At 72.6% G+C, this 21,443-nt stretch carries 22 protein-coding genes; 4 read left to right on the forward strand and 18 right to left on the reverse strand.

All coding sequences use genetic code 11. The features are described 5' to 3' along the window. Nucleotides 1–5 precede the first annotated feature (5 nt). The gene (locus ACWEVP_RS45555; RefSeq protein WP_452068833.1) at nucleotides 6–962 is read left to right on the forward strand and encodes a DUF4231 domain-containing protein; all 957 of its coding nucleotides are present in this window, start codon (nucleotides 6–8) and stop codon (nucleotides 960–962) included. A gap of 4 nt (nucleotides 963–966) precedes the next feature. On the opposite strand, the gene ACWEVP_RS45560 is transcribed toward ACWEVP_RS45555, so the two are convergent. The 5 genes from ACWEVP_RS45560 to ACWEVP_RS45580 form a co-directional block, all read right to left on the reverse strand. Next, on the reverse strand, nucleotides 967–2,208 hold the full coding sequence (locus tag ACWEVP_RS45560) for an RNA polymerase sigma factor (RefSeq protein WP_452068834.1): 1,242 nt from the start codon (nucleotides 2,206–2,208) through the stop codon (nucleotides 967–969). Nucleotides 2,209–2,213: 5 nt separating this feature from the next. Beyond that, nucleotides 2,214–2,564 (reverse strand): YciI family protein, encoded by a 351-nt coding sequence (locus ACWEVP_RS45565; RefSeq protein WP_452068835.1) that lies wholly within the window; start codon nucleotides 2,562–2,564, stop codon nucleotides 2,214–2,216. An 82-nt stretch (nucleotides 2,565–2,646) separates the two neighbouring features. Beyond that, complete coding sequence (locus tag ACWEVP_RS45570; RefSeq protein WP_452068836.1) at nucleotides 2,647–3,531, reverse strand: M48 family metalloprotease; 885 nt, start codon at nucleotides 3,529–3,531, stop codon at nucleotides 2,647–2,649. A gap of 88 nt (nucleotides 3,532–3,619) precedes the next feature. Continuing rightward, nucleotides 3,620–4,444 carry an NAD(P)H-binding protein gene (locus ACWEVP_RS45575; protein ID WP_452068837.1) on the reverse strand — a complete coding sequence of 275 codons (825 nt, stop codon included), beginning with the start codon at nucleotides 4,442–4,444 and terminating at the stop codon, nucleotides 3,620–3,622. A gap of 51 nt (nucleotides 4,445–4,495) precedes the next feature. After that, nucleotides 4,496–4,867: a YciI family protein gene (locus ACWEVP_RS45580; protein WP_452068838.1), complete on the reverse strand. Its 372-nt coding sequence runs from the start codon at nucleotides 4,865–4,867 to the stop codon at nucleotides 4,496–4,498. 164 nt (nucleotides 4,868–5,031) lie between these two features. Between ACWEVP_RS45580 and ACWEVP_RS45585 the strand changes: the two genes are divergently transcribed. Both ACWEVP_RS45585 and ACWEVP_RS45590 read left to right on the forward strand, forming a co-directional pair. Beyond that, a complete protein-coding gene (locus tag ACWEVP_RS45585; protein WP_452068839.1) occupies nucleotides 5,032–6,114 on the forward strand; it encodes a WD40/YVTN/BNR-like repeat-containing protein in 1,083 nt (360 codons plus the stop codon). Nucleotides 6,115–6,116: 2 nt separating this feature from the next. Beyond that, nucleotides 6,117–6,401 (forward strand): MoaD/ThiS family protein, encoded by a 285-nt coding sequence (locus ACWEVP_RS45590; RefSeq protein ID WP_452068840.1) that lies wholly within the window; start codon nucleotides 6,117–6,119, stop codon nucleotides 6,399–6,401. Here ACWEVP_RS45590 and ACWEVP_RS45595 read toward each other — a convergent pair. Beyond that, a complete protein-coding gene (locus ACWEVP_RS45595) occupies nucleotides 6,376–7,782 on the reverse strand; it encodes an MFS transporter (RefSeq protein ID WP_452068841.1) in 1,407 nt (468 codons plus the stop codon). The two genes, ACWEVP_RS45590 and ACWEVP_RS45595, sit on opposite strands and share 26 nt — an antisense overlap. A 24-nt stretch (nucleotides 7,783–7,806) precedes the next feature. Between ACWEVP_RS45595 and ACWEVP_RS45600 the strand changes: the two genes are divergently transcribed. Further along, nucleotides 7,807–8,238: a MerR family transcriptional regulator gene (locus tag ACWEVP_RS45600; RefSeq protein ID WP_452068842.1), complete on the forward strand. Its 432-nt coding sequence runs from the start codon at nucleotides 7,807–7,809 to the stop codon at nucleotides 8,236–8,238. Here ACWEVP_RS45600 and ACWEVP_RS45605 read toward each other — a convergent pair whose 3' ends face one another. The 12 genes from ACWEVP_RS45605 to ACWEVP_RS45660 form a co-directional block, all read right to left on the reverse strand. Beyond that, on the reverse strand, nucleotides 8,239–9,288 hold the full coding sequence (locus ACWEVP_RS45605; protein WP_452068843.1) for a radical SAM protein: 1,050 nt from the start codon (nucleotides 9,286–9,288) through the stop codon (nucleotides 8,239–8,241). It abuts the gene before it with no gap. 59 nt (nucleotides 9,289–9,347) lie between these two features. Beyond that, on the reverse strand, nucleotides 9,348–9,869 hold the full coding sequence (locus ACWEVP_RS45610; protein ID WP_452068844.1) for a flavin reductase family protein: 522 nt from the start codon (nucleotides 9,867–9,869) through the stop codon (nucleotides 9,348–9,350). After that, nucleotides 9,869–11,215: an FAD-binding oxidoreductase gene (locus ACWEVP_RS45615; RefSeq protein ID WP_452068845.1), complete on the reverse strand. Its 1,347-nt coding sequence runs from the start codon at nucleotides 11,213–11,215 to the stop codon at nucleotides 9,869–9,871. The genes ACWEVP_RS45610 and ACWEVP_RS45615 overlap by 1 nt, the downstream gene beginning before the upstream one ends. Further along, entirely contained in the window at nucleotides 11,212–11,553 is a 342-nt protein-coding gene (locus ACWEVP_RS45620; RefSeq protein WP_452068846.1) for a hypothetical protein, read from the reverse strand. Before ACWEVP_RS45620 ends, ACWEVP_RS45615 begins: the two co-directional genes overlap by 4 nt. After that, nucleotides 11,550–12,848 (reverse strand): ATP-grasp domain-containing protein, encoded by a 1,299-nt coding sequence (locus tag ACWEVP_RS45625; RefSeq protein WP_452068847.1) that lies wholly within the window; start codon nucleotides 12,846–12,848, stop codon nucleotides 11,550–11,552. Before ACWEVP_RS45625 ends, ACWEVP_RS45620 begins: the two co-directional genes overlap by 4 nt. Continuing rightward, nucleotides 12,845–14,134 (reverse strand): NAD(P)/FAD-dependent oxidoreductase, encoded by a 1,290-nt coding sequence (locus tag ACWEVP_RS45630; RefSeq protein ID WP_452068848.1) that lies wholly within the window; start codon nucleotides 14,132–14,134, stop codon nucleotides 12,845–12,847. Before ACWEVP_RS45630 ends, ACWEVP_RS45625 begins: the two co-directional genes overlap by 4 nt. Nucleotides 14,135–14,190: 56 nt before the next feature. Next, nucleotides 14,191–15,723, reverse strand: a complete 1,533-nt coding sequence (locus ACWEVP_RS45635) for a class I tRNA ligase family protein (protein ID WP_452068849.1) — start codon at nucleotides 15,721–15,723, stop codon at nucleotides 14,191–14,193. Further along, entirely contained in the window at nucleotides 15,720–16,091 is a 372-nt protein-coding gene (locus ACWEVP_RS45640) for a cupin domain-containing protein (protein WP_452068850.1), read from the reverse strand. Before ACWEVP_RS45640 ends, ACWEVP_RS45635 begins: the two co-directional genes overlap by 4 nt. After that, entirely contained in the window at nucleotides 16,088–17,413 is a 1,326-nt protein-coding gene (locus tag ACWEVP_RS45645) for a SidA/IucD/PvdA family monooxygenase (protein ID WP_452068851.1), read from the reverse strand. Before ACWEVP_RS45645 ends, ACWEVP_RS45640 begins: the two co-directional genes overlap by 4 nt. Nucleotides 17,414–17,470: 57 nt before the next feature. After that, nucleotides 17,471–19,135, reverse strand: coding sequence for a peptide ABC transporter substrate-binding protein (locus ACWEVP_RS45650; protein WP_452068852.1), 1,665 nt, complete (start codon nucleotides 19,133–19,135; stop codon nucleotides 17,471–17,473). Between the two features lie 33 nt (nucleotides 19,136–19,168). Further along, nucleotides 19,169–20,344, reverse strand: a complete 1,176-nt coding sequence (locus ACWEVP_RS45655; protein ID WP_452068853.1) for an acyl-CoA dehydrogenase family protein — start codon at nucleotides 20,342–20,344, stop codon at nucleotides 19,169–19,171. Nucleotides 20,345–20,508: 164 nt separating this feature from the next. Further along, nucleotides 20,509–21,333, reverse strand: a complete 825-nt coding sequence (locus tag ACWEVP_RS45660; protein ID WP_452068854.1) for an isocitrate lyase/PEP mutase family protein — start codon at nucleotides 21,331–21,333, stop codon at nucleotides 20,509–20,511. Nucleotides 21,334–21,443: the final 110 nt, after the last annotated feature.

Below are 21,443 nucleotides of genomic sequence, written 5' to 3' on the forward strand. Positions count from 1 at the left end.
CAGCAATGGCCGATGTCCGAGGCCAGGGCCGGGGCGGCGCGCTGAACCGGCGAGTGGCGACGCGAGCCGAACCGGCCGTTCCGACCCCGGAGCAGCGGGAGGCAGCACTCGCCGCGAACGCGGAACTGCTGAGCCTCAACGCCGAAATCCGGAAGTACGAGCACTGGGCGGTCGTGGCCAGGCGACGGCGGCGGCTCGCCGTCGCCTCCTACGGTTTCGGTCCGGTGCTGCTGCTGGTGTTGTACACGCTGTTCTGGCTGCCCTGGCTCTCGCGGTCCGCACTCGTCGCCGTCGGCGTTCCCGGGCTGCTCATCGCCATCGCCTGCTGCGTGGCCGCGTTCAATCTCTCGCGCAACCCGGGCGGCGGACCGAAGTTCGTCCCCGAGGGCGAGAAGAACAGCAAAGGAAAAGCCGTCGAACGGCGCCGATCCGAGGGCGAGATCGAGCTCCTCATCGCGACCAAACGCGACGCCCGGAAGCTCCAGATCACCGAGGGCGTGTTCGACCAGCGGACGAGACGGCTCATCTACAAGGACGAGGCCTACACCGAGATCGAGCGGCTCCGCGGCGACAGCAAGAAGTACCGCAACGTCAACAACGTCCTCCAGGGCGTTCTCATCATCGGTTCGATCAGCGCCACCGCGGCGTCCGGCGTTTCCTCGGGCGGCGGACCACTCCGCTGGATCGTCCTCGGGGTGACGCTGGCGGTCGGCATCGCCAGCGGGTTCATGGGGTACTACAAGTACAAGGAGCGCAGCTTCTACCTCCAGCAGACCGCCGACGCGATCGAGCACGAGTGGGAAGCGTTCGAAGTCGGTGTCGGCCGGTACAAGTACTGCGAAACCGAGGAAATCGCGCTCAAGGAGTTCGTCGAGGAAGTCCACCGCCTCAAGTCGGAACAGCGGAAACGCCAGCAGAACCTCGAACAGCCGCCGGAAACCCGGAGCGCCGGCGACCTCTAGCGAGTCACCGCTGAGCCTCTTCGCTCAAGCGCCGGCGCAAGTGGGCGCGCTCGGGTTCGGTGCCCGCCAACGCGAGCGCCTCCCCGTAGGCCTCCGCCGCCTCGGTGTGGCGGCCCAAACGCGTCAGCAAGTCCGCTCGGGCCGCCGGGAACGGGCTGTACTCCCGCAACCGCGGCTCGTCCGCCAGCTCCTCCAGCAACGCCAGCCCCGCCTCCGGGCCGTCGCGCATCGCCACCGCCACCGCCCGGTTCAGCTCCACCACCGGGGACGGCGCCAGCCCCCGCAGCACTTCGTACAGCGCCACGATCTGGGGCCAGTCCGTGCTCGCCACGTCCGCCGCCTCGTCGTGCAGGGCCGCGATCGCCGCCTGGACTCCGTACAGCCCCGGGGGGCCGCCGGTCAAGGCGACCTCCACCAACGAAGTCCCTTCCGCGATCATCGCCCGGTCCCAGCGAGCGCGGTCCTGGTCGTCCAGCAGGACCAGGCCGCCGCCGGGGTCCGTGCGGGCCTCGCGGCGCGCGTGGATCAGCAGCATCAGCGCCAGCAAGCCCGCCACTTCGCGCTCGTCCGGCAGCAGCCTGCGCAGGATCCGGGCCAGCCGGATCGCCTCCTCCGCCACGTCGGGCCGCTGCAGGTCCGGGCCCGAACTCGCCGCGTACCCCTCCGTGAAGATCGAGTACACGACCTGGAGCACGCCCGGCAGCCGGCCGGGCAGCTCCTCGGCGGACGGCACCCGGAACGGGATCCCGGCCGCGCGGATCCGGTTCTTCGCCCGCACGATCCGCTTGCCCATCGTCGCGCTGGGCACCAGGAACGCGCGCGCCACCTCGTGGGTCGTCAGGCCGGCGAGGCAGCGCAGCGTCAGCGCCGTGCGGTCCTCCGCCGGCAACGCCGGGTGGGCGCAGGTGAAGAACAGCTGGAGCCGCTCGTCCGGCAGGCCGCCGTCGGCGGGCGGGGCGGGCGCCGCGCGGTCGGCCTCGACCTGCAGCACCGCGAGCCGGGCCGCGTAGGCCTGGTCGCGGCGCAGCCGGTCGACGGCCTTGCGCCGCGCCGTCGTCATCAGCCAGGCGCCCGGCTTCGGCGGGACGCCCTCGGCGGGCCAGCGCACCAGCGCCGCCTCGATCGCCTCCGACGTCACCTCCTCCGCCAGGTCCAGGTCGCCGAAGCGCCGGACGAGCGCGGCGAGCAACAGGCCGCGCTCCTCCCGGAACACTGCCTCGACCGAGGCATCCGCCCGCCCGGCCACCGCCGTCAGTCCCCGTAGGACGCGAGCGGCCGCACGACGATGTGCCCGCCGTCGCGGGCGCCCGGGCAGCGCGCCGCCCAGTCGAGCGCGACGTCGAAGTCCGGCACGTCGACGACGAAGTAGCCGCCGAGCACCTCGCGGGACTCGGCGAACGGCCCGTCGGTGACGATCCGCTCGCCCTGTTCGTCGACCCGGACCGCGGCGGCCGTGGTGAAGTCGGCGAGCGAGTTGCCGCCCACGTAGACGCCGGCCTCCTTGAGGGACTTGTCGAAGAGCATCCAGTCGTCGGGCGTGCTGCAGCCGGTGGGCTCGCCGTCCGCGTCGAGCGAGGCGTTGATCAGCATCAGGTACTTCACGGGATCCTCCAGTGGCTCGGTTGCCGTACGAGGGCACTACGAACGGCCGGCCGCCGCTTGGACACACCTTCGCAGAAAAATTTCAGCGCTTCAGCCGGGTGATCCGGTCGATGTGCGCCGGGTGCCCGGCCAGCAGCCGGGCCCACAGCCGTCGTTCGTCGCCGCGGTGGAGCACGATCCACTGCTTGAGCAGCGCGATCAGCTCGGGGCCGTAGCCGAGCCGCGCGGCCATCCGGTCGGCGCGGTACTCGCCGAGCCGCTTCGACCACGCGAGCACCGGGCCGAGCAGCGGGGTCAGCAGCAGCCACGGGTCCAGGAACGCGAGCGCGGTCAGCACCCCCAGCCCGAGCAGCAGGGTCACGAGCACGACGACCGCGCGGCCGAACGGCGCGAACGCCCGGCCGATGGACGGCACCGCCAGCGCGAGCAGCCGCACCAGCCGGGCCAGCAGGCGGGCGGGCAGCTCGAGCCACCAGACCAGCAGCGACGCCCGCGTGTGACCGGCGAGGTGGTGGCCCAGCTCGTGCGCCAGGATCGCCTCGAGGCTCGGCGGCGGGAGGTCGAGCGCGGCGCGCGTGACCGCGACCGTCCGGCCGCCCGCGGCGAAGGCGTTCAGCTCGTGCGAACGCTCCACCCACAGCCGGTACCGGCGGCTGTCGACGCCCGCGGCCCCGCAGACGGCTTCCCAGCTCGGCGTCAGCCAGGTCAGCTCGCGAGCGGTCGGCGCGCGCAGGCCGAACAGCAGCGGCAGCAGGAAGTGCTCGAACGCGGGCAGGAACGTGATCGCGCCGGCCAGCACCCAGCCGGCCGGGAAGACCCAGAAGTACGGCGGCCACGCGAGTTTCCCGGCCAGCGCGAGCACCAGCAGGCCGCTGGCGACGACGGGCACCGACAGCACGAGCGCGAGCACGGCGGACAGGTCGGTCCGCCGGCGCGGCACGGCCGGTCCGGGCTCACCCTCGATCAAGTCCGCTCCCCCGCGCCTGGTGGCCGACAGCACGACCACCTTGGCCCGCGGGCAGCCCGCGGCACAACGGCCAACCGGCGGACGGCGGTCAGCGGAAGGCGTCCGCGTGGGCGACCGCCCAGTCGGCGAACGTCCGGGCGGGGCGGCCCGTCACCTCGGCCACCGTCGGGTGGACCGTCGCCTCGTCGAGCGTTCCGCCGACGTAGAAGTCCCAGAACGCTTCGACGTACTCGTGCGGCATGCTCGCTTCCAGTTCGGCGCGCGTCTCCTCGTCCGACAGCCCGACGAACTCCAGCTTCCGGCCGAGCACCTCGGCCAGCACCGCGACCTGGTCGGCGGGCCGCAGCGCCGCCGGCCCGGTCAGCTCGTGCACCCGCCCTTCGTGGCCGCCCGCGAGCGCGAGCGCCGCCACCGCGGCGATGTCCGCCGGGTCGACGCACGCGGCCGCGACCCGCGGGAACTGCGCGCGGACGGTGTCACCCGCGCGCAGTTGCGGCAGCCAGCGCAGGGCGTTCGCCATGAACGCGCGCGGCCGCAGGAACGTCCAGTCCAGGCCCGAGTCCCGTACCGCGCGCTCGGCCAGCGTCAGGTACGCCGACACCGCGTTGTCCAGGTTTTCGAGCGCGGCCGATCCTCCGGACAGCAGCACGATCCGGCGGACGCCCGCGTCGCGCGCCCGCGCCAGCATGCCGGGCATGTCGTGGTAGCCGGGCAGCAGGAAGACCCCGTCGACGCCCTTCAGCGCCTCTTCGAGACTCGCCGGATCGTCGAGATCGCCCGTGACGGCCTCGGCGCCGGCCGGGAGCGCGGCGTCCGGCCGGCGCACCAGCGCCCGCACCGGTTCGCCCGCTTTCGCCAGTGCCGCGACCACTTCCGCGCCGACGTTGCCGGTGGCGCCGGTGACCAGGAACATCGCTCCACCCCCAGAGACTGTTCCCGGCCAGCCTAGCGCCACCGGCGGCCGTCAGCCCTGCGCCGGGAGGTCGTCGAACTCGACGACCTGGCGGATCTCCACCTCGATCTCGAGGTCGAACAGGTCCACGTACCGCTTGGCGAACTCGACCGCTTCCGCGCGGTCGGCGGCGTTGATCAGCGCGAAGCCGCCGATGACCTCCTTGGCTTCGGCGAACGGCCCGTCCGTCACGCGGATGGCCGCGCCGCGCGGCTTGCGGACCAGCGCGCCCTTGCCGGTCGGGTGCACGCCTTCGGCGGTGATCAGGACGCCCTTCTCCGCCGCCTCCTGGATGAACCCGCCCATCTTCTGCATGAACTCCGGCGTCGGGTTCCACGCGGCCGGGTCGTTCTCGTCGATCCGGTGCATCATGAGGAAACGCATGGTCTTGCTCCTGGTTCTCGTCGGCCGGGGCCCGGGTCGTCCCGGGCTCGCTGTCCGGCCTTCACCCCCGCGTCGATCGGCCGCGCGCGGCGCTCGACATTTTTCCCCGGAGGTTTTTCCGGCAGAGTACTGTGACACCGGTCACTCTGAGGGGAAGGTGTCGGATGCCTGTCGTGCTCGCGATCGGGACGCGCAAGGGACTGTGGCTGGCGTTCGGCACGGCCGACCGCGCGGACTGGGAGGTGACCGGGCCGCACCACCCGATGACCGAGGTCTACGCCGTCGGCATCGACACGCGCCGGGTCACGCTGCGACTGCTCGCCGGGGTCACCAGCGAGCACTTCGGGCCGAGCGTGGCCACCAGCGACGACCTGGGCGCGACCTGGGACGAACCCGACCACGCCCCGATCGCGTTCCCGCCCGACACCGCCGAATCGCTGGTCCGGGCCTGGCAGCTGGTGCCCGGGCCGCCGAGCGAGCCGAACGTCGTCTACGCCGGCACCGAGCCGTCCGCGCTGTTCCGCTCGGACGACGGCGGCCGCACCTACGAGCTGGTCCGCGGCCTGTGGGACCACCCGCACCGCGAGCACTGGACACCCGGCGGTGGCGGCAAGGCCATCCACACCGTGCTCCCGGACCCGGTCGAGCCCGGCCGTGTCACCGTGGCGATGTCGACCGGCGGCGTCTACCGCACCGAGGACGGCGGCGCGACCTGGCGGGCGAGCAACACCGGCATCAAGGCGGTGCACGTCCCGGACCCCTACCCCGAGTACGGCCACTGCGTGCACAAGGTCGCGATGCACCCGAGCGCGCCGGAGCGGCTCTTCGCGCAGGTGCACCACGGCGTCTACCGCAGCGACGACGGCGGGGCGAGCTGGCAGTCCATCGCCGACGGCCTGCCCAGCGACTTCGGCTTCCCGATGGTCGTGCACCCGCACCGGCCCGAGGTGATCTACACGTTCCCGCTGACCGCCGACGTCATGCGGTTCCCGCCGGAGGGCCGGTGCCGGGTGTACCGCAGCGAAGACGCCGGGAAGTCGTGGGAGGCGGTGGGAGCCGGGCTGCCGGACGGGTACTGGGCCGGGGTGATGCGCGACGCGATGTGCGCCGACGACGCCGACCCGGCCGGGATCTACTTCGGGTCCCGGACCGGCGACGTCTACGCCAGCCGGGACGACGGCGACAGCTGGCGGCTGGTCGTCTCGCACCTGCCGGACGTGCTGAGCGTCCGCGCCGCGACGGTGTGACCGTGCGGATCACGGTGCTGGTGCCCGGGCCCCTGCGGGCGAAGACGGGCGGTGAGTCCCGGCTGGAGGTCGAGCTCGACGGCACGGCGACGCTCGGCGCGCTGCTCGACGAGCTCGCCCGGCGGTACCCGGCGCTGGAGCGGCGGTTGCGCGACGAGCAGGCGGGGCTGCGCCGGTACGTCAACTTCTATGTCGACGGCGAGGAGTGCCGCCGGCTCGACGGACCGTCGACGGCGTTGCGCGACCGCGGCGAGGTGCAGATCATCCCGTCGGTCGCGGGAGGCTGACGCCTTCCACCTCGGCGAACAGCGCGGCGGCGCGCCGGCCGGTGGCGGCCGCCCGCGTGCCGGTGCTGACGAGCGCGAGAGCGAGGACTCCGGCGCCGAGGGCCGCGACCAGCCACCACACGCCGGGGCCGGCGCCGACCGTCCCGGCGAGCGCGACGCCGAGGGTCGTGCCGGTCTGGCGCCCGGCCGAGGCCAGTGACCCGGCCACCCCGGCCATCGAGCCCGGCATCCCGGAGACGGCGGTGGTGGTGATCGGCGGGTTGACCGTGCCGAGGAAGACGCCGAACAGCAGGTAGACCGCCAGGACGAGGGGCTGCGGGGTGGCCGGGCCGAGCCACGCCGACGTCACACCGCCGAGGGCGAGCGCGATCCCGGCGACGACCAGCGGCAGCCGCGGGCCGCGGGTGCCGACCAGCCGTCCGGTCCGCGGGGACAGGACCAGCACCAGGACACCGACGGGCAGCAGGCAGAGCCCGGCCGTCAACGCCGTCATGCCGCGCACGTCCTGCAGGTACTGCGTGGTGACGAAGAGGAAGGCGCCGAAGCCGCAGAGCGCGAACAGCGCCGTGACGATCGCGCCGCTGAACGCCACACTGCGGAAGAGGCGCAGTTCGAGCAGCGGGTCGGCGCGGCGCGGCTCGTGGCGCAGCAGCGCGGCCACGGCGAGCGCGGCGACGGCCAGCAGGCCGAGGATCACCGGCGACGTCCAGCCCAGGGCGCGGGTCTCGATGATGGCGCCCACCACACAGCCGAGCGCGAGGACCACGAGCACCTGGCCGAGCGGGTCGAACCGGCGCGCGCGGGCCGCCCGGGATTCGGGGACGAACCTGAGGGTGGCCGCGATGGCGACGGCGACGATGGGGACGTTGACCCAGAAGACGGCCCGCCAGCCCAGCCCGTCGACGAGGGCGCCGCCGAGGATCGGCCCGAGCGCGAGCGCCAGGCCGGACATCGAGCCGAACACGCCGATCGCGCGGGCGCGTTCGGCCGGCCCGGGGTAGACCGTGGCGACGATGGCCAGCGCGACGGGGTTGAGCATGGTGCCGCCGACGGCCTGGATCGCGCGGGCGGCGATGAGCCAGCCGATGCCCGGGGCGAGGCTGCAGAGCAGGGACCCGAGGCCGAAGACGGTGAGCCCGGTCAGGAACACGCGCTTGCGCCCGAACCGGTCCGCGGTCGACCCGGCGAGCACGAGGAACCCGGCCAGCACCAGCGTGTAGGCGTCGACCGTCCACTGCAGGCCGGAGACGGAGGCGCCGAGGTCGCGGCGGATCGAGGGCAGGGCGACGGTGACGGTGGAGATGTCCATCACCGCGACGACGATGCTCGCGCAGCAGATGGCCAGCACGAGCGCGGGACGGCGCGAGGTCGGAACGTTCATGGGATCGACGCTAGGATTTAGAGCGTGCTCGAAGTCAATCCGATCCCCGAGGCCGGGCTGACCATCGCCGAGGCGGCCCGCCGCACGGGCGTGAGCGCGCACACGCTGCGCTACTACGAACGAGCCGGCCTGGTGGTCACACGGGTGGACCGCACCTCCGGCGGACGTCGCCGGTACCGGAAGCTCGATCTGGACTGGATCAAGATCTGCACGAAGCTCCGGGCGACGGGGATGCCGATCAAGCTGATCCGGCGGTACGCGGAGCTGGTTTCCGACGGCCGCGGGAACGAAGCCGAGCGGCTGGCGCTGCTGGAGACGCACCGGGCGGACGTGCTGGCCCGGTTGGAGGAGCTGCAGGAGAACCTGAAGCTGATCGACCGGAAGATCGGCGTGTACCGAGGACGGCTGGAGGCGGGCGACGCCGACGGCCTGTGGGCGCCGGGCGGCACCAAGTAGTCAGAACAGCGTCGCCTGAGCGGGTTCCGGCGCCGGCGGCCGGCCGCGCCGGCCGTTCAGTGCGAACTTGTCCTCGATCTCCTTGCTCGGCTCCGGGAACCCGTACTTCGCGATCAACGGCCGGATCCGCGCCCCGATCTCGTGCCGGTACCCCGTTTCCGAACCCGACGAATACAGCCTCACGTACGAGTCCACCAGCGACGGGTGCGCCTGGCGCAGCCAAGCGAAGAACACGTCCTTGACCCCCGAAGACAAGAACAGCGGGTGGTACAGCACATCCGTAGCCCCTGCCGAAGCCACGGCTGACACCAGAGCCTCCAGCTGCGACGGAGAATCCGACAGGTACGGCAGGATCGGGGACAGGAACACCGTGCACTCCAGCCCCGCGTCGCGGATCGCGCGGACCGTCGCCAGGCGGGCCGACGTCGTCGCCGTGCCGAACTCCACCGACTGCTGCAGTTCCTCGTCCAGCATCGACAGCGACACGCCCAGGTGCACCGTCGTCGCCCGGGACGCGCGGGCCAGCAATGGCAGGTCGCGGCGGATCAACGGGCCCTTCGTCAGGATCGAGAACGGCACCCGGTGCCCGGACAGGGCGCCGATGATGCCCGGCATCAGCTCGTAGCGGCCCTCCGCGCGCTGGTAGACGTCCGTGTTCGTGCCGAACGCCACCCGCGGCGGCAGCTTTCGCTTGCGCGCCAGCTCGTTCCGCAGCACCTCCACGATGTTCGTCTTGACGATCACCTCGTTGTCGAAGTCGCCGGCGACGTTCAAGCCGAGCCGCGTGTGCGTCGGACGCGCGAAGCAGTACTGGCACGCGTGCGTGCACCCCCGGTACGGGTTGATCGTGTACTCGTCCGGCAGCATCCGCGCGTCCGCCGGGACGTGGTTCAACGCGCTCTTCGCCAGCACCTCGTGGAACGTCACGCCCCGGAACTCCGGTGTCCGGACGCTGCGGACGAACCCCGTCAAGCGGGCCAGCCCCGGCAGCGTCCCCTCGTCGACCCGGTCCGTGCGCTGGCCGCTCCAGCGCAGCACGTCTTCGTTCACGCGGCCCAGCCTGCCCGAGCCGCGCGCGCCCGGGCTAGCCAGATTCGGACACGACCTCCTCAGAGCGCCTCCCCCCACTGCCCCGGCCCGGACACGTGCCGCGGGTCGGTGACCGAGTGGTAGCCGCCGTGCACGAACACCAGTGCCGGCGCGTTCCGGTCGTGGCCCGTCGCCAGCACCTCGCCGACGACCAGCGTGTGGTCGCCCAGGTCGAACCGTTCGGCCAGCGCGCACTCCAGCCAGCTCGCGCCGTCGAGCACGAGCGCGCCCGTGCGCTCCCCCGGTTTCGCCGGCAAGCCGTCGACGACTCGAGTAGCGCGCGGCCCGGCGAACCGGCGGGCCACGTCGCGCGCGTCCGCCGGCAGGATCGACACCACCCAGCGACCGGTCGCCAGGAGGTCCTCGAGGAACGCCGACTCGCGCCGGAACGACAGCGAAACCAGCGGCGGGTCCAGGGAAATCGAGCCGAGCGAGTTGACGGTGACGGCGTCGTGGCGCCGGCCACCGGGGGTGTCGCGGTACGTCGTGGCGACGCACACGCCGGTCGCGAAGGTGCGCATCGCACCACGGAGATCAGGCATCACAACCCCTGCGGTGAAGAGAAGAACCGGCCCGGGTCGTACCGGCGCTTGACCTCGGCGAGCCGGGCGGCGTTCGGCCCGTAGTAGGCGCCGCGCCAGTCCTCGAGGTCCGGATCGGTGAAGTTGACGTAGGAGGCGTCCGGCGCGAACTCGCCCGTCTCGGCGTGCAGCGCGTGCAGCCAGTCCAGGTTCGCCGCGACGACGCCGGGTGCGTCCCGCTCGGTCCACGACGTGTCCAGGCTCAGCAGGAACTTCGTGTCCCGGTGCGGGAACGCGGTGTCCGCGGTCGCGACGCGGGAGATTTCCCCGCCCCACGCGAACAGCGCCGCTCCCGCGCCGTCGGGGTTGCCGCTGCCGGGCCACTTCTCGACGGCCCGGACGAGCGCCTCCAGCCCCGCGTCGGGCAGGGCGTGCGGCGTGCACCGCGTGCGGACGGCGAACGCGCCGCCTTCGCTGGAGTGGTGCAGGAACCTCGCGGCGTCCCAGAAATCACGGTCCTCGAGGTCGGCGCGGTCCGGGGCCGCGACGGCGAACGCGGGCGCCAGCAGCTCGCGCAGTTCGGCTGCCGGGCCGAGGTGGTGACCGACCACGGAGACGACGCCGTCGTCGCCCGCCGAGCGCGCGATGCCGATCCGCGCGGAGAACTCCGGCGGCGCGGCCAGCATGACCTCCTGCAGCGCGGCCAGCACCTCGACCGCGTGCGGCCACGCCCAGAGCACCACGCACGTCGAGCCCGCCGGGGCCGGCCGCGCCTGGAACGTGAAGCTCGTGTTGACGCCGAAGTTCCCGCCCCCGCCGCCGCGGCACGCCCAGAACAGGTCCGGGTTCTCCGTGGCCGACGCCGTGACGACCTCGCCGGAGGCGAGCACGACGTCGGTCGAGACCAGCGCGTCGCACGTGAGACCGTGCGCGCGGGAGATCGTCGTGACGCCGCCGCCGAGGGTCAGGCCGCCGATGCCGACGGTGTCGGAGTTGCCGAGCGGGAACGTCAGGTCCCACGGCCGCAACCCCGCGTACAGCGCCTTCATCGGCGTCGCGCCGCCGACGGTGACCAGCCCGGTGCCGCGGTCGACGCGGATGCCGGACAGCCGCCGCAGGTCCAGGACCAGGCCGGGGCCCGTGGAGTGGCCCGCGTAGCTGTGGCCGCCGCCGCGGACGGACACCGGCACCGACTCCGTCCGGGCCCACTCGATCGCCCGGGCGACGTCGCCGGCGCCGGCGACGGCGAGCACCGCCGCCGGGCGGGTGGCGGCGAACCGCCGGTTCACCGGCGCCGCGGCCGCGAAGCCGGGGTCGCCGGGGAACCGGAGTTCGCCCAGGCCGCGCAGGGCGTCCCACCTGGTCATGACGCGCTCATCTCCAGCGAGACCTCTTCGAGGTAGGAGACGCCGGTGGCCGCGTGCTCGCCGTAGCGCTCCCAGACCTCGCGCAGCACGAGCGTGCCGCCGTGCCACTGCGGGGTGTTGGTGCTGTGCCCGGCGATCACCTCGCCGCTGCTCAGCACCATCGTGTAGGCCAGCCGCAGGACCCCGGCGGGGTCGCAGGTGCCGGTCACCGTGCCGCGCAGGACGTGCCCGCCCGCGAACTCGGCCCAGACCAGGTCGCCCTGCTGGCGGTACTCCGCGTACGTGCCGTCTCCGCCGCCGAGGCTCTGGAACCGGCGGCCGTCGTAGTGGATGCTCATTCGTCCACGTCCAGCAGTCCGGCCGGCATCGCCAGGGTGGTGCCGGTGGGCGGCGGCTCGATCTCGACGGCCTCGACCTCGACGAGCGAGGCCGCGTGCGCCAGCCGCTGCCGGCACGTCTCGGCGTCCTTCGCCCGGCACACCACGAACGAGTGGCGCGCGATGTAGCCGCCGGGCGGCAGCCGCAGCGTGGTGCCCGGCTCGACCATCGGCGAGGCCGTGACCAGCCCTTCCGCCTCCCACGGCACCTCGACCGAGTGCACGACGCAGTCGTGGTCGGGGTAGCCGAAGCGGATGCCCGCGACGCCGGAGCGGGTCGGCGTGACGTCCGGGCGCTGGCCGGTGGCGACGTCGAACAGCACGCTGCCCGGGTCGATGCCGGTCGCCGTCTTGCCGAGGAACGGGATCAGGTCGCCGCCGAGGCGGCCGTTGACCTCGATGATCACCGGGCCGCGCTCGGTCAGCCGGACCTCGGTGTGGGTGATGCCGTTCTCGATGCCGAGCACGCGGTGGGCGTCGGCCAGGACGCGCAGCAGCTCTTCGTCGTGCAGCAGCGGGTCGCCCGCGTCGACGAGGTGGCCGGTCTCCTCGAAGAACGGCGGCATCCCGGTGCTCTTGCGGGCGATGAACATCGGCAGGTACTCGCCCTTGTGGACGGCGCCGTCGATGCTGATCTCCGGGCCGTCGGCGAACCCTTCGATGATGGCGCCGCCGCGGTAGGGCTCGTCGCCGACGAGGCTGGCCTCGTGGGCGACGCGGTAGGCGGCGTCGAACTCGGCCGCGTCCCGGGCGAGCGAGACGCCCATGCTGGCACCCAGCGCGCGGGGCTTCACGACCACCGGGAAGCCGATGCGGGCGACCGCCGCGCGGGCGTCGTCGAGGTCGGCGGCGAGGTGGAAGCCGGGCTGCGGCAGGCCGGCGGCGGTGAGCCGGACGCGGCAGCTGTGCTTGTCGCGGCAGCCGTGCACGCCGGGGATGCTCAGGCCCGGCACGCCGAACTCGTCGGCCAGCTCGGCCGCGGGCATGACCAGCGGCTCGTCCCAGCAGAGCACACCGGCCACGGTGTAGTTCCCGGCCAGCTCACGGGCGGTTTCGGCGAGCAGCGCGTGGTCGAAGACGTTGACCACGGTGATGTCGTCGAAGTACTCGTGCTGCCAGGTCGGCTTGAGGTTGTTGATCAGGACGAGCCGCAGGCCGGCCTCGCGGGCCCGCTCGGCGACGGACTTGACGAGGTATTCGCGGTAGAGCTTGAGGCCGCTGCCGATGACGAGCAGCGCACCCGGGTTCGTGGTCATCGAAGGTCCCTTCGGGTCGAAGATGCGAGAGCGGCGAACTCCGCGACGACGGCGTCCGCGGCGAGCGGGGCGGTGCGGAAGCCGTCCGGGCCGCTGGCCGGCCGGGCCCACGCGGCGGCGCCGATGCGGACGAAGCCGGTGTCGCCGCCTTCGGCGGTGGTGTAGTGGCAGTGCTTGACGCGGACGACGTCATAACCGTCCACATCGGACACGACGCCGGCGGCGAGGACGCGGGCCGCCCAGCCCGCGTCGTCGTCGGGGCCGGCCAGGGTGCTCACCTCGCGCCGGACGGCGTCGGTGCTGACCTTGAGCAGGGTGCCCGCGACCGAGGGCAGCAGCCACGCCCGCCCGTCGGCGCCGAGGCCGCCCGCGGTGGGCGTCGCCGCCCAGGCGTGGGCGAGCGCGGCGGGCGGGCGCAGGTAGACCATCGTCTGGCGGTGCAGGGCGACGGGTGCGTCGACCAGTGCCCCGGTCCACGGACCGGTGGCGACGACCACCACGTCACCGGACACCGAGGTGCCGTCGGCCAGGTCCACCCGCGCCCGGTCGGCGTCCACGGCGACGGCCTCCCGGCCGGGCCGCAGTTCGGCGTCCGGGTGGTGGCGCAGCCACCGCGCGGCCGCGTGCAGGACGCGGTCGGCGAGCAGCGTCCCGGCGTGCGGTTCGTACACGGCCCCGCTGCCCCTCGGGAACCCGAGGAGCGGGTAGTCGGAGGGGTGCACGATCCGGACCGGCACCCCGGCGGCGCCCGCGGTGGTGACGGCGGCGGGCACCTGGCCGGGCGGCAGCGCCTGGAGGACGCCGACGCGCCGGTAGAGACCGGCCCCGGGCAGGTGGTCGCACAGCAGGGCGTCGAGCTCCCGCCACCGCCGGTGCAGCTCGGCGGCTTTCCGCGTGGCGACGCGGTCCCCGACGACCAGCGCCCGCAGCGCCCGGTGCTGGTCGAAGGAGGTGGCGCCGGGGTGCGGGACGGGCCCGCGTTCGAGCAGGACGACGTGGTGCCCGGCGAGGACGCTCCGGATGGCGGTGAGCAGCCCGGTGATCCCGGCCCCGACGACCACGACGCGGAGGGCGCCGCGGCCGGGGCGCGGGGGCCGGCCGGCGTGGGAGGCGGTGCCCAGGCCGGGCACGGAGTAGTCCGTGCCCAGCAGGACGTCGCCGGCCGGGGGTGCGGCTTGGCCGGCGCCGCCCCCGAGCCCCGCGGTCGGTGCGGAACGGCCCGCGCGGGCCTTTCCGAGGTCACCCCGGCCCGCGCTGGCCGGGGTGACCACCGGCGGAGCTTTCACGTGAAAGCTCCGCGTCTGGTGGTCACTTTCACGGGAAAGTGACGCGCTGCCCGCGGTCATCGGCCGGCCTCCGCTTCCCTCAGCCGCGGCAGGGCCGCCGGGGTGAACGACTCGGCGTCCGCTCCCGCGTCCTCCCCCAGCACCCGCGCCGCCAGATCCACCAGGATCGGCGCCGCTCCGCGCACCAGGCGGTCGACCTCGAAGCAGAAGTCGCCCGCGTCCGCCCCCGTCACGACGCGGGCGTCGAGGCGGGCCAGCTGCTCGGTGATCGTCTCCGCCGCGCGGTTCAAGCTGAACCCGGCCAGCTCGTAGGACTCGGCGAAGCGCGAAGCCATCCGCGCGGCCGTCCGGCGCGACCGCGGCGACACCGGCAGCGGGCCCAGCCCGACGAACCGGTTCACCTTGTCCGCCACCCGGTTCCACGGCTCGACGAGCCGCGCGGACGTCACCCGCGACAACGCGTCCCGGCTGAAGCTGGTCCGCTGGTGCTCGGGACTCGTCGCCGCCAGGTGGAAGCGGATCAGGTCCCGCGGCACCTCCGCCGCCAGCTCGCGGCTCCACACCACGTGCCCGCGGCTGGTCGAGAACTTCTTGTGGTCCAGCTCGTAGAACTCGTTGGTCAGGTACCGCGCCGGCAGGTCGTAGCGGCCGTCCAGCGCCAGCAGCATCGCCGGCCCGGCGATCGCGAACGGGTAGATGTTGTCGAACCCGAGGAAGTACACGACCTCCGACCCCGCCCCGGCCAGCCACAGCTCGTCTTCCGAAGATCCCGCTGCCGGGCCCGCCGCCAGCGCCGTGGCGTGCATGCTCCACGCCATCGGCTCGGCGTTGGGGTTGACCCGCTGCCCGGCGACCTCCGGGAACGGCACCTCGATGCCCCACGACGTCGGGTACGTCACCGGGAAGTCCGGCAGCGGCCGCGCCAGCATCGCCGCCATCGCCTGCGCCATGTGGGGGCGCAGGCCGGACGCGTGCGCTTCGAAGTGCGCGCGCAGCCCGGCCCGGTACTTCTCGACCGGCAGCACGAGCACGTCGGCTTCGCGCAGCTCCACCGGATCCGACGGGTCCAAAGTGGACCGGACGTCGAGCAGGTCGCCCGCCGCCACCAGCTGCCCGCAGCTTTCGCAGAGCCCCGCGCAGCAGTCGGCCAGGCACTCCGGGCAGCTGCCGGAGGCGAAGCCGTCCACGAGGAACTGCCCCGACTTCGGCGAGTACGGGAACTTCATCGTGCGCAGTTCCAGCTTCCCCGCCGAATGCAGCCGGGCGACGAAGTCGACGACCCACCGGGTGAACCGGTCGTCGTCGCCGGTGTAGCCGTCGATGCTGATGCCCATCGCCTCGAGGCTGGCGGCGATCTGCGCCGCCGACGTGGCGACCAGCTCCTCCGGGGTGACGCCGCGGCGGTGCGCGGTCGTCACCACGAACGTCGAGGTGTCCTGGAACCCCGTGCCCAGCAGCACTTCCCGGCCTTGCGAACGGGCGTAGCGGCTGTGGACGTCGGCGGCCAGGAACGGGCCGGCGATGTGGCCGAGGTGCAGGTCGCCGTTCGCCGTCGGGGCGGGCGAGATGACGACCGTCCGGGCGCTCATGACACGCCTGCTTCGTGGCGGGCCGTGAACTGCGCGGACATCTCGGTGTCCCACCAGATGCCGTAGTACTCGAAGTCCTCGTCGCCTTCGTTGGTGACGCAGTGGGTCGAGCCGGGCGGCAGCCGGACGATGTCCCCGGCGGAGAACGCGTGCCGCACGCCGTCGACGACCAGCGTGGCGGCGCCGGTCAGCGCGATGAAGATCTCGTACTCGTGGTGGGAGTGCGCGGTGGACGTGGTGTGCGGGCGCAGGACGCACCAGGCGCCTTCGAACGGCGCGTTGAGCTCCGGCCAGGGCAGCAGCCGCTGGGAGTCGAGCCCGTACGCGCGTTCCAGGCCGGCGCGGTCGAGGCGGCGGAGGTCGATCATACCGCCACCACCACGGACTCGCCGGAACGGCGGCGGTCCTCGCCGGGACCGGTGCCGCGCCGCTCGACGATGTCACCGGCGATCTCGGCCGAGCGCTGGGCCAGCACGCTGATCAGCGAGTCGGAGATGCCGTGCGTCGCCTCGTTGACGCCCTGCAGGTACAGCGCACCGTGGGCACCGGCGCCGAGGTCGGCGCGGTACTGCCGGTTGACGGAGACCGCGTCGAGCCCGATCGCGTCGGCCAGTCCGCGGACCATCGACGGCATCCGCGGGTCGAACCCCGTCCCGAGGAACACCGCGTCACACCGCAGCTGCTCGACGGTTTCGTGCTTGAGGTCGCGGACGTCGAGGACGATCTCCTCGCCCTCGGCCCTGGCGCCGACGACGTCGGCGGAGCCGCGGATCGTCGACACCGGCTGGCCGAGCATCTTCTGCTTGTAGAGCATCGTGTAGAGCTCTTCGAGGAACGGCGCGGCCAGGCCGCCGTAGTTGGTCAGGTGCATCTCTTCGAGCACCTTCGCCCGCGCTTCGTCCGACATCGTGAAGAACTCGTCCACGAAGGACGGGAAGAACAGCTCGTTGACGAACTTGCTGGTCTGGTAGTCCTTGAGGGCGATCGCGCGCAGCAGCAGCGTCGGCGACGAGCCCGGCGCTTCCTGGTGCAGCGCCATGAACATCTCGGCCGCGCTCTGCGCCCCGCCGACGACCACCGGACGCAGCGGCTTGCCCGGACGGGCCAGGCGCGCCGTCGAAGCGACGCGGGTGCTGAACTCGGTGCTGTGCACGACCCGCTCGGCCGGCAGGTCGCGGAAGACCTCGGGAACGTGGGCGTCCCGCCCGCCGCCGACGACCAGGTCGCGGCAGAGGATCGTGTCGCCGTCCGACAGCGGGACGGTGAACCCGAGCACCTGACCCGACTCCGAGTGGATCGGCAGGACCCGCTCGGCGCGGGCGTTGTAGCGCACCTGCACCTGCTCCAGCGAGTCGGCGACCCACTGCAGATAGGCCGAGATCTGCCAGCGGAACGGGTTGAAGGTGCCGAGGTTGACGAACTCGTCGAGCTCGCCGCGCTCGTGCATGAAGTTCAGGAAGGAGAAGCGGCTGCGCGGGTTGCGCAGGGTCACCAGGTCCTTCACATAGGACACCTGGCTGCGCGCCCACGGCAGCATCAGGTTCCGCTGCCACTTCACGTCTTCGTACTGTTCGAGGATCATGGCGCCGCCGGCCACGCCGGCCCGGCCGCACTCCTCGAGGGCCACGGCCAGCGCCAGGTTCGCCGGGCCGGCCCCGATCATCAGGACATCCACCTCGTGGACAGTCATCTCTGTCTTCCTCCGGATCGACCTGCGGCGCGCCGGGTCGCGGCGCGCCGCAGGGAGCTACTTGCTGACGGTGACGCTGAAGAGGTCGAGCTCGCGGAACTGGGTGGGCTGGACGTTGTGCAGGCGGGACGCCCAGGCCGCGGTACCGGACTGCCACCAGATCGGGATGGTCGGCATGTCCTGCAGGACGAGCTTCTCGGCCTGCTGGTAGAGCGCCTGGCCCTGCTGCTGCGAAGGCGCGGCGTCGGCCTGCTGGAGCAGCGCGTCGACCTTCGGGTTCGAGTACTGGCCGACGTTCGAGGCCGCGCCCGTGCGGAACAGCGGGTTGAGGAAGTTCTCGATCGACGGGTAATCCGCGACCCAGGCCGAGCGGTAGATGCCCGTGACGGTCCGGTTGTTGAGCTGCTTGCGGAAGTCGCCGAGCGTCGTCTGCGGGGTGAACTTGCAGGTGCGGCCCAGCGAGTCCTGGATCTGGCGGCAGATGACCTCCATCCACTCCTGGTTGCCGGAGTCGATGTTCGAGGTCAGCTCGATGTCACCCTGGAAACCCGAGGCGTCGAACAGCTGCTTGGCCTTCTGCGGGGAGTAGGTGCACAGCTCGCCGCACTGGTTGTCCAGGTGGCCCTGCACGTTCGGGGCGACCAGGCCGTCGGCCGGGGTGCGACCGCCGTTGAACACCTTCTGGATCAGCGTCTTCCGGTCGATGGCCATGGAGATCGCCTGCCGGAACTGCGGGCTGTCGTAGCGCTTGTCGAACAGCGGGAACGCGATCGCCTGGTAGCCGAGGTAGGTGTAGGTCTTGCGCCGGTCCTCGGGCAGGTCCTTCTTGATCTTGCCGCCCTGGGTCGAGGTCCACGGCGTGAAGGAGAGGAAGTCGAGCTTGTTCGCCAGGACGTCGGCGTAGGCCTTGTCCAGGTCGGTGTAGAAGCGGAAGTCGATGCCGCCGATGTTCGGCTTCTGCGCGCCGGCGAAGCCGTCGAACCGCTTGACGACGAGGTCCTTGCCGGGCGCGTACGAGTCGAACTTGAACGGCCCGTTGCCGACGGGGTGCGCCTCGAACGCCTTGCGGTCGGCGAAGAAGCTCGCCGGCATCGGGAAGAACGCCGCGTAGCCGAGCTGGACGCCGAACTCCGAGAAGGGCGCGTCGAGGGTGACGGTGAACGTCTTGTCGTCGACGACCTTCAGGCCCGACAGCTCCTTGGCGGCCGGCAGGGTGGCCGGCTGCTTGCCGTCCGCGGTCGCGTTGTTGACCTGCGCGAAGCCGACGACGTGGGAGAAGTAGCTGGCGCCGGCCATCAGGTTCGGGGAATACGCGGTGTAGTTCCACGCGTCCACGAAGCTCTTGGCCGTGACGGGGGTACCGTCGTGGAACGTCCAGCCGTCCTTGAGCTTGATCGTCCACACCTTGGAGTCGGTCGTGGTGACCGAGTCCGCGACGGCGTTGTGCGGGGCGGCCGTCTTGGCGTCGTACTCGATCAGGCCGCGGAAGAGCGTGCCCAGCACGCTGATCCCGCCGACCTCGGTCGTGTTGCCCGGCACCAGCGGGTTCGACGGCTCGGTCTCGCTGTAGCTGATGACCGCGTCGCGGTCGATGTTCGCCGCGGCGGGCGCGGCGGCGCCGTCCGGCGAGGGAGCGGCGGTGGTGCCGCCCGGGGTGCTGCACGCGCTGAGCGTCACGGCCAGCACGGCGGCCGCGCACACGGCGGCCCGGAGCTTTCGCATGGGTGTCTTCCTTTTCTGGGGTGGGGGGATGGATCAGCGCCGGCTGGAGGTGATGCCGAGGGCCAGCGGGAACGCGGGCCGGCCGCCCAGGAGGTGGGCGCCGGCGGTCTGCAGGATCCGGTCCTGCGCCACGATGTGCTGGCACATCGTGGTCGTGTCGCGCAGCCAGCGGTCCAGCGGTGAAGGCCGGTAGATCGCGGACGTCTGCACGAGGTCGTAGAGGCGGGTGACGATCGCCCTGGCAGTGCGGAAGGCGTGCCGCCGCGACAACGGGAGCGCGGCCCGCTCGCGCGGGGTCAGGTCGTCGAGGGTGCCGCCCGCGGTGAGGACTTCGTGCTGGTGCCGCAAAGCGCCGTAGACGCCCTCGCGAGCCGCCGCGAAGTCGCCTTCGCAGTCGGCGATCGTGGTCTGCGTGCGGTAGTCGTCCTCGCGGCCGGCGGCGACGGCGGTGTCCGTGGCGTGGTCGAGCGCGGCCCGGGCGACGCCGAGCGCGACGCCCGGCATGTTCCGCATGTGGACCTCGGGCTGGGCCAGCGGACCCGAACCCCCGCGCACCTCGGCGAAGGTCAGCGTGTGCTCGGCGGGCACGAACACGTCGGTGATCGTGTAGTCGCAGCTGCCGCTGCCCGCCAGGCCGGTGGTGTGCCAGGTGTCGAGCACCTCGACGTCGGCCCTGGGCACCATGAGCAGGATCGAATCGTGCTCGGGCTCCCCGTCGCGGTACAGGAACGCTCCGGAGACGACCCAGTCGGCGTGCGTGACACCGCTGCCGAACTGCCAGCGGCCGGTCAGGCGGTAGCCGCCGGGGACGATTTCCGCGCGGCCGTTGGGGAAGAGCAGCCCCGCGGTCGCCATGTCCAGGCTGGGGAACATCTCCTCGGCGACGGCGTGGTCCAGGAACGAGGCGTAGAGACCGGTGTCGGACCCGATCATCGCGCACCACCCGGCGCCGGCGTCCCCGTAGGCGATGGCCTCGATCACCTCGGTCTGCTCGACCGAGGTCAGCTCGGGACCGCCGTGGGCGCGGGAGAACCCCATCCGGAACACGCCGGTGCCGCGCAGCAGGTCCACGACGTCCGGGGGCAGCCGCCGGGCCCGCTCGATCTCTTCGGCGCGGTCCCGCAGCACCGGGGCGAGAGCCTGCGCCCGGGCGAGGATCTCCGAGGCGGTCTCGGGCGGCCGGACGGACAGCGGCTCGACTACGGTCATCACATCACTTCCCTCGAGGTCTTCTTCTCGGTCGTGGAAGTGATTGAAGCCAGGGCTTTAATTGATGGAAACGGTTGTCCACCAAGGAAAATCAACGGGGTGCAAAAACGAAGTAGACACCGGCCGCGGCGGATTCCCGCCGCGGCCGGTGCCCGGGCCGGGGATCAGCCGGTCACGGCGCCGTTGACGGTCCCGAAGTCGAGGCCGCCCTCCAGCGCGGTGTACGTCCCGTGCGCCAGCAGTTCGGCCGCCGCGCGCTCGGCGACGGCGTAGGCGGACTGGGCGATCGCCGTGCCGACGCTGATCCGGCGGACGCCGACCGCTTCCAGCTCCGCGACGGTCGGGGCGCCCGGCCAGACCATGACGTTCACCGGCAGCGGGCTCTCCTTGACGAGCACGGTGAGCGTCTCCAGGTCGATCAGCCCCGGCACGAACAGGCTGTCCGCGCCGGCCGCGGCGTACGCGCCCGCGCGGGTCAGGACGTCGTCCAGCCGCCCCTCGGGTTCGCCGATGCCGAAGAGGTAGACGTCGGTGCGGATGTTGATCCACAGCTCGGGCAGGCCGGCCGCGGTCGCCGCGTCGCGGGCCGCGCGGACCCGGCCGACCTGGGCCGCGACGTCGAACAGCGGGCCGCCGGGGGCGGTCGAGTCCTCCAGGTTGACCCCGACCGCGCCGGCGTCGACGATCGCGCGGACGGTCGCCGCGACGTCGTCGGCGGACAGGCCGTAGCCGCCTTCGATGTCGGCGGTCACCGGCACGTCGACGACGCGCACGATCCGCGCGACCAGTTCGGCCATCTCTTCCCGCGTCAGGCCGTGGCCGTCGGGACGGCCCGCGGACCAGGCGACCCCGCCGCTGGTCGTGGCGATCGCCGGGGCGCCGGCCCGCGCGATGAGGGCCGCGCTGGCGGCGTCCCAGGCGTTCGGCAGCACCAGGGTGCGGTCGGTGTGCAGGGCGCGCAGCCGTTCGGCGAGGCGCTTGGCAGACATCTGTTCTCCATAAGGTTGTTGGTGTTCAGGACGGGTTGTTCTGGATGCCCAGGGCGACAGGGTGTGGCTGATCGGTTCTTGCCCCGGTTGGGTGGCTTCTGAGGAGTGGC

The sequence above is a fragment of the Amycolatopsis sp. NPDC003865 genome (genome assembly GCF_053605345.1).